Raw genomic sequence first — 555 nt, forward strand, 5'->3', positions numbered from 1 at the left:
TTTCGTTCAGCATTCTCTTTCGCTATTTTCCCATCTGGATCATTTGTACAAGATGCTGTCTCTATAATATTTCCGTTTGCATCAATCATATAACTCTGATTTGTCACAGTGCCCAAACATCCATTAATCGTATCTTTTGTACAATCCGGAATGGCTGCTAAGTTTTCCTCCAAATACTTTGCTTTTTCCGGATCATTCATGCACTTTTGTAAAAATGCACTTGAAACAGATACCGTTGTCGGAATACCCTGCATTGAAGTCAGCCCTATATTCATATAATGGTATTTTCCTTGCAAGTATTTTGAATAATCATTTACATTACTATACCCTGTCTTAATCTGCTCTGTTTTTGTCACACCGGGACGTGATGTTTTTAATTCAACTGTACTTGTTGTCACGTTGCCATCTTTTGTATTTGTACTATCCTTTTCACTATCTGTTTTTTTTACAGTATTCTTATAATTTGAAGCATAATACGATGTGTAACTGCTGTTATTGATACCTGTAATTGCCATAATCCTACCTCCCTGTTATTGAAACTTAAAATAATTTCTA

At 34.4% G+C, this 555-nt stretch carries 1 protein-coding gene; it reads right to left on the bottom strand.

The window, feature by feature from the left end:
* Positions 1–515: hypothetical protein (locus DWY37_RS15635; protein WP_118592615.1), on the bottom strand; the 515-nt coding region annotated here is incomplete at its 3' end.
* Between the last annotated feature and the right edge of the window lie 40 nt (positions 516–555).

Source organism: Roseburia sp. AF25-13LB (assembly GCF_003478915.1).
Classification (GTDB): Bacteria; Bacillota; Clostridia; order Lachnospirales; family Lachnospiraceae; genus Roseburia_C; species Roseburia_C amylophila.